General features: G+C 57.4%; 8 protein-coding genes. 2 read left to right on the forward strand and 6 right to left on the reverse strand.

Annotation, left to right across the window (positions count from 1 at the left end):
* Positions 1 to 130: 130 nt before the first annotated feature.
* A complete protein-coding gene (locus tag ACTNB1_RS13325; protein ID WP_441170124.1) occupies positions 131 to 565 on the forward strand; it encodes a hypothetical protein in 435 nt (144 codons plus the stop codon).
* A gap of 83 nt (positions 566 to 648) precedes the next feature.
* Here the strand turns inward: ACTNB1_RS13325 and ACTNB1_RS13330 are convergent, their stop codons facing one another.
* Positions 649 to 3,342 carry an S-layer homology domain-containing protein gene (locus tag ACTNB1_RS13330; RefSeq protein ID WP_441170125.1) on the reverse strand — a complete coding sequence of 898 codons (2,694 nt, stop codon included), beginning with the start codon at positions 3,340 to 3,342 and terminating at the stop codon, positions 649 to 651.
* A gap of 230 nt (positions 3,343 to 3,572) precedes the next feature.
* On the opposite strand from ACTNB1_RS13330, the gene ACTNB1_RS13335 reads away from it, so the two are divergent.
* The gene (locus ACTNB1_RS13335; protein ID WP_441170127.1) at positions 3,573 to 4,718 is read left to right on the forward strand and encodes a tyrosine-type recombinase/integrase; all 1,146 of its coding nucleotides are present in this window, start codon (positions 3,573 to 3,575) and stop codon (positions 4,716 to 4,718) included.
* Between the two features lie 49 nt (positions 4,719 to 4,767).
* Here ACTNB1_RS13335 and ACTNB1_RS13340 read toward each other — a convergent pair whose 3' ends face one another.
* Genes ACTNB1_RS13340 through ACTNB1_RS13360 form a run of 5 tightly spaced genes read right to left on the reverse strand, consistent with a single transcriptional unit; the run spans position 4,768 to position 6,618 of the window.
* The gene (locus tag ACTNB1_RS13340) at positions 4,768 to 5,085 is read right to left on the reverse strand and encodes a hypothetical protein (protein WP_441170128.1); all 318 of its coding nucleotides are present in this window, start codon (positions 5,083 to 5,085) and stop codon (positions 4,768 to 4,770) included.
* A 3-nt stretch (positions 5,086 to 5,088) separates the two neighbouring features.
* Positions 5,089 to 5,277: a hypothetical protein gene (locus ACTNB1_RS13345; protein WP_441170130.1), complete on the reverse strand. Its 189-nt coding sequence runs from the start codon at positions 5,275 to 5,277 to the stop codon at positions 5,089 to 5,091.
* A 4-nt stretch (positions 5,278 to 5,281) separates the two neighbouring features.
* The gene (locus tag ACTNB1_RS13350; protein ID WP_441170131.1) at positions 5,282 to 5,929 is read right to left on the reverse strand and encodes a M15 family metallopeptidase; all 648 of its coding nucleotides are present in this window, start codon (positions 5,927 to 5,929) and stop codon (positions 5,282 to 5,284) included.
* Positions 5,913 to 6,353, reverse strand: coding sequence for a hypothetical protein (locus ACTNB1_RS13355; protein WP_441170133.1), 441 nt, complete (start codon positions 6,351 to 6,353; stop codon positions 5,913 to 5,915). Before ACTNB1_RS13355 ends, ACTNB1_RS13350 begins: the two co-directional genes overlap by 17 nt.
* Positions 6,346 to 6,618: a toxin-antitoxin system toxin subunit gene (locus ACTNB1_RS13360; protein WP_441170134.1), complete on the reverse strand. Its 273-nt coding sequence runs from the start codon at positions 6,616 to 6,618 to the stop codon at positions 6,346 to 6,348. Before ACTNB1_RS13360 ends, ACTNB1_RS13355 begins: the two co-directional genes overlap by 8 nt.
* Positions 6,619 to 6,722: the final 104 nt, after the last annotated feature.

A 6,722-nucleotide genomic window follows, 5' to 3' on the forward strand; every position in this document is an offset into this window, starting at 1 on the left:
TTGCGGGAATGTGTTTTGAAAAGTACCTGAAATCTCCCTTTTCTCGAAAAAAAGGCAGCAAAAGCGCCCCGCAGCAGCAGACGTACACCTTTTGGGGCCTGCCGCGCAGAGGTAAAAGGGAGGGGTTCAGATGGCAACATACACAGAACATTACGGACTGCACCAATGGGTTCCTGAGGACAACTTTTTACGCTCGGATTTCAACACGGATCTTCAGAAAATCGACCAGACGCTATATGAAATTTTTGAAACGGCAAGCAGCAAGGCTCTGGCCGTCACTGGTACCTATGCCGGTGATGATACAATGGAGCGGACAATTGACTTGGGTTTTCAGCCCAAAGCATTATATCTCTATACCTGGGGCGGCTTTACCAGCACGTATAATTCCGGCACACATGTAGTATACGGAGGACTGGCTCTCCCCGAGCATCCAATTGTGGACTTTGGGAGCAGCGACGCACCAATTGTAGAAATATGCAGTACCGGATTTCAGCTGCACTGCGACAACTCTTATCACAGAGTAAACGAAAGCGACTATTTCTATTACTATATTGCTTTGCGATAAGAGAAAAACCGCCCCCCAGACAAATGTCTGGGGGGCAGTTTCATTTTAGGCTATGGAGCCCGTTCCAATCTGTGTTTTCCTGATTACAGGATGTCGCACTTGTTGGAGGTCTCCACGAAGATAGCCACGATCACCTGCTCGCCGTCAACAGGCTTGGTGACGATAACGGCGTTCTTGTGGCCGGTGACGGAGTCGAAGCCGTTCACGCCGATGTCGGAGCCAGCGGCGTCGCCGTCAGCGTCGACATAGACGATGACGCAGTCCTCGTCCAGAGCCAGGGTCTTCTGAGTCTCGCCGGTCCACTGACCCTCGGAACCAGACTTGCTGGTGAAGTAGGTCAGGGTGCCGTCAGCCTCGCTGTACTCCTTGACGTACACAGCAGTGCCGCTCACCACGGTCACATCGTCAGCAGCGTAGATGCTGTCGCCAACAGGATCGAAGGAAACCAGGTTGCCCTTGGCAATCTTCTCGTTGGTGTTCATGTTGACGGTGTAGGTCTCGTCGTTGGAAGCAACAGTGTACTGATAGTAAGCAACGCTGTCGATCTTCACGGTGCCGTTGTAGGAGGTCACAATGCCGTACACGGTGGTGCTGGTGGCGCCGGCGGGAGTGCTGCCCAGGTCGGCGAACACGGCCACGACCTTGTCGTCGCTATTGACGGCATAAGTGGTGTTGGTAGCGGTGAAGCCGTCCAGGGAGCGGATGTTGTACACCTTGTACTTGGCACCGGTAGCACCCAGAGCCTTGTCGGTGGTCTCGGCGAACAGCACGCAGTCAGCGGTGGTCACCTTGCCGTCGAAAGCCTTGGTGTTCTCGTTGTAGCTCTTGGAGCTGGAAGTCATGCTACCCTTAACGGTGACAACAGCGTTGGAGGAGTCGCCAGTGTAGACAATGATGTCACCAATGCTGTAATCATCATCATCAATAACATCCTTGCTGGAACCACCGGTGTTGACATCCTTGCTGTCCTTGCTGACGGTGATGACAGTGCTGGTGCCCTCGGCGTCCACGACCTGGAGCTTCAGGGGCTCAAAGGCAGAACCGGCAACGCCACCCTCGCTCACAGCAGTGACCAGGGAGTAGTTGTTGGCGGACTCAGAGGTCTGGATGGCAGCGCCCACGAAGCCGTTGACCAGGTACAGATCAAAGGTCTCGCCGATGTCCTCATCGTCAAAGGTGGTGGTAACGGTCTCGCCGGGGATAGCGTTCAGCAGAACGTCCTTGTTGTAGATGTTGTACACGGTGCCATCCACAGTGACGTTCTCATAAGCGGTAGAAGGAGTAGTCACGGTCTTGTAGCCGTTGACAGTGCCGGAAACGACCTCGGCCTTCTCCACGATGGTCAGAGCGTTGTCGGCGGTGTTGTCGGTGTTGTACAGAGTGGTGACTACGACCACGTCGCCCTTGGCGATGCCGTCATAGATCTCGTTGTCGGCGATGACCAGGGTGCCCACGCCGTTGTTCATGGAGACCTTCTCGCTGTTGACAGCGGTCACAGCGGCGATCTTGCTGGTGGTGATGTAGACAATGCTGATCTTGCCAGTCTCGGGGTTGGTAACAGCCTTGATGGTGTTGCCGTTGGCAGCCTTCAGGGCGGTAGTCAGGTCGCTGTTGACACCCTTGCCGTCGGTGCCGCCGGTCTCGCTGCCGTTCTTGGCGTTCTTAGCAACGCCCTCACCAACATAGTTGGTGACCACGGTCACGGAGTCCTCGGTGTCGTACTTGTCGCCGCCGATGTTGATCTGAGCCTTATCGCTCTTCTGATCCTTCACGTCGGCCTGAGTGGCAGTGATAACGTCGGTAGCGCCGGTGTTGAACACGCCGTAGATGGTGTCCTTGTCATCGGGCTGGCCGTCCTTGCCGCCGTTGCCTTCCTTGTAGATGACCTTGTACTCCTCGCCGATGCCAGCGATGTCCAGGTCATAAGGCAGCCAAGCCTGCTTCACAGCATCATCGGGATCGTCGGTGGTCAGGTTGCCGTCGATCTTGACGTAACCGTCCTTAGCATACTCCTTGGTGCTGGTGTTGCCCACGAAGGTGCCGACGAAGATCTTGCCGCCGAAGCGCTCGCTCAGCAGAGAACGAATGGCCTCGCCCTGCTCGTTGACAGCCAGGTTATAGGTCTCAGTGACCTGACCGGTCTGCTGGTTCTGGGACCAGCCGCGGACCATCAGAGGAGACTGAATGGCGTTGTAAGCCATCTGGCAAGCGTCGTCACGGGAGATGGGAGCAGAAACGGACAGGCCGCCCAGACCCTCATACAGGCCAGCCTCGTTGGCGTAGCGGTTGGTGTTGGTCTCCCAGCTGTTGCCGGTGAAGCCGAACACCTCAGCCTTGTAGCCCATAGCGGTCAGGAACATCTTGGCGCACTGAGAAGCGGTCAGAGTGCCCTCGGGGTTGAACTTGCCGGTGCCGTCGCCCACGATGATGCCCATGCTGGTGCAGTACTCAATGTAAGCCTCAGCCCAGTGATTGTCGATATCACTGTAGGTGGGGATCACCTTGGTGCCCAGGTTGGGCTCCACGCCGCCGTTCATGACATAAGAAATGATCTTAGCCATCTCGGCGCGGGTCAGGGTGCCGGTGGGGTCGAAGTAGCTGCCGTCTTCCTTACCGCTGATGACGTTCAGAGCCACCATGGTGTTGACAGCCTCAGTGTTCTTGATCTCATCCTTATCGGTGAAATCCTTGGAAGCTGCGCTAGCGCCGACAACCATCATGCCGATCAGCATCATGGCAGCCAGAGCCAGGCTCAGCGCCCGCTTGAGGTTTCTCATTCGGAATTCCTCCTTCTAATATTTTGCTCATTTAGGAGAGGAGACCTCTTATGTAAAAAAATGATAAATCCAAGAATCCCAATGGATGAGGGACAAACAGGTAGCCCAAAAGGTCGCCGAAAGGGGCCTAAAGAATATTTAAGGAACGATTTATACACTTGACGGGGGAAAAAAGAGCTGGCAGAATGGTGCTGCTTTTATCCCTCTTTCGGAAAGGAAGGTAGGACAACATGGCGAGAAAGCGAATCGAAAGAAATCTGGCCTTTGATGAAAGCAAGGGTCGCTATTATGTATATTTTGATTACGGACGTGACGGTACCGGACAGCGGGTTCGGGGTACCAAGACCTTCTCTGACCTGATGGAGGCCAGAAAGGCGCTGTGTGAGTTTGAACTGCGGCGGCTTCAGCGTCGCCTGCGTCCTCCCGCCCGGATGACTCTGAAAGAATGGCTGGACTACTGGCTGGAGGAAGTGATACGCCCCAACCGGGAAGACACCACTTATTACTGCTACCGAAATATCGCCTGGAACCACATCATTCCCGCCCTGGGGCGGATTCCCCTCCAGGACCTGGAGCCTCGCCATATCCAGCGCTATTATGGGGACATGCTGCGGGACAAGGAGCTGGGCACCAATACCGTCCACAAGCATCACATCCTGCTTCACACCGCGCTGAAAGCCGCCTTTCGGCAGGGTATCCTGCCGGAAAATCCGGTAGACCGGGTGGAGCCCCCCCGGCTGGCCTGCCCGAAGCAGTTCTTCTACACCCCGGAGCAGCTGGGCGTTCTGTTTACCCAGGTAGAGGGTCACCCGCTGGAACTGGTGGTCAAGCTGGCGGGCTACCTGGGCCTGCGCCGCAGCGAGATCTGCGGCCTGCGCTGGGAGAACGTGGACCTGGAGCGGCACCTGATCCACATCTGCAGCGTCCGTACCACTGCCGGCGGTTCCGTGGTGGTCAAGCAGCCCAAGACCAGCCACTCCATCCGCAAGCTGGGCATTGCCGGACTAGATGACCTGGAGGACCTCCTCCGCCGGGAGGCTCAGCGGCAGGCGACCCGCAAAAAAGCGGACCCGCACTGGACCGACAGTGGCTATGTGGTCGTCCGGCCCGACGGCGGGCCCAGCGATCCCAACCGGGTCACCGCTGCTTTTCACAGCTTTATCCAGGAGCACGGCCTGCCTCCCATTACGATCCACGGCCTGCGGCATACCTTTGCCAGCGTTGCCAACAGTGCCAGGGTGCCCCTGCTGGATATCGGCAAGACCCTGGGGCATAAGGACTGCGCCATTACCGGACGCGTGTATACCCACATCTTTGACCAGACCCATCAGGAGGTCCTCAATACCGTAGCTGCCTGCATTGCGGCCCGGAAATAAAAAAGGGGGCCTGCCGCAAAAGCGGCAGGCCCCCTTGGGTGTTCCTGATTCAGTTTAGGCCCAGCCGGGCCAGCAGATACCCCACCACACCGGTGATGAGGGCGGCGACCACCGATTCCCATCGGCGGGAAGGCCTGTCCTTCAGCGTGTTCAGATCAGCGGACATGGATGCCAGCTGGGAGATGATCTGGCTGTACTGTGTGGTGACCGCCGTCATCCCTCTCTCCAGCTCTCCCAGCCGGTCATAGATCTTTTCATGGGCGCGGGAGCGTTCCGACTTTTCAGTCTGCATCTGCCGCTCCAGCGCCTCAACACGCGCCGCTGTGGAGCAGGCCCCGCCGGATACGGAACATTCCCGCTCTCCCATGGGCTACTCCCCCTTGTTGTCCGCGATTTTTTGAGCCTGGGTGCCGAAATAGAAGGCGATGATAACGGTGAATACCGTCAGAAACTGGTCTGCCTGCACCCGCCCCGTGACTGCCAGAAGGGAAAAGACTCCCGTGAGAATAATGGTCACGATGCTCTTGACATCAATCAGTTTCGCAAGCCGATCCAACACCGGCTCACACCTCCTTGTCAAACAGGCCCAGCCGGTCCAGCAGCACGATGGTCTGCAGGTTGGGTTCGTAGATGTTGACCTGTCCGTCGGCGGACTGATTGACAACGCCTCTGGCTACCGCTTTTTCCACGCTGGCCTGAGCCCAGTCCGGCATATCCTTGATCTGGTGATAAATGACCATGTCGTCCTCCTCCTCGTGGCTCTCTTCCTGCTTGGGCGGTTCAGACTCCGCCGCCCGATACAGCGGCATGGCGGGCGGATATTTCCCCGCCCGAATCATGGCGCTGGTATACTTGCCGCCATCGCTCCATTGGATGTGAGGCCGGTCGGGGAAGGACTTCCAGTCTCCACCCCACTCGAAACCCATCTGCTTGGCAATGGCGGCAGCTTTCTGGAAAAATTCCAGGTCGTCAAATTCATGGCCCTTCACATTCTTGCAGAAGTCAAAGGCCAGCCCGGCTTTTACGCCGTGAAAGCTGGGCACCTTGGATTTGCTGGTGCCGTTGTTGTAGCAGTAGAGCTGATACTCCTCGTCCCGCACCGTGCCGGTTACCAGCACCGCCAGACCAGCCGCCTTGCAAAGCTGCTGCCAGATCCGGCAGTTGGCCGCCACGTCGGAGCGAAGATCGTCGATATTACGACTGTTCAGCATGGGTATACACCTCCCATCCCTCAGGATATGCGTCCGGCGCCCAGACGTTCCCGTCAATGAGGGAGATGTATAGCGTTCCATTGCAGCTGACGATATCCCCTTTGTTGTAGGCGTCGTGAGCGCCGCTGGGCTGTGCCCAGATGGGATAGCCCTGGTTGTCCAGGCCCAGAGGCGTGTAAAGCGCCGGGGTGGAGACAGGGGGCCACTCTGCCGCGCTGGTGTGGGCCTGGGCCACCTTGTAGAGCTGGGGGTCTCCCAGCTGATTTGTACCATAGGTCAGGTATTCTCCCACGGCATAATTTTTCCCCGCCTGATAGGCGGGGAAAATGGTAGGCACCTCCAGGGCACGGTCCTCCGCCAGAGAGGCGGCAAACAGCTGTAAAGTCCGGCGGAACTGTTCAGCACGCTGTAACCGGTCACTCATCATCCTTCACCCCCAACATGATATCCAAAAGCTCGTCGGTGCCTGGCTCCGGCTCCGAAATCGCAGGCGGCTCGCCCGGTGTCACGCCGGTAAGCACCCCGTCCTGGATCTCCAGCTGGCAGTAGCCCCGGCACCCCCAAACCGTCTCCTCCAGCTCGGGCGGCACCGCCACCCAGCCCTCCAGCCAACACTCCGTCCGGTGACTTTGACTCTGAAGACCGTGGCCTCCGTCTTCCCGGGCTGCGATCTCAATAATGGTAAGCATCTCCGCTCCCTCCTTTCTAAAAAGAGGGAAACAGAGATGTTTATTGTATGATATTGTACACCAAAAAAGAAAAAACAGGAGCGGCCCGTACCGAAAGGTACGGG

This window comes from Flavonifractor sp. HCP28S3_F3 (genome assembly GCF_052065355.1).
Lineage (GTDB): Bacteria > Bacillota > Clostridia > Oscillospirales > Oscillospiraceae > Flavonifractor.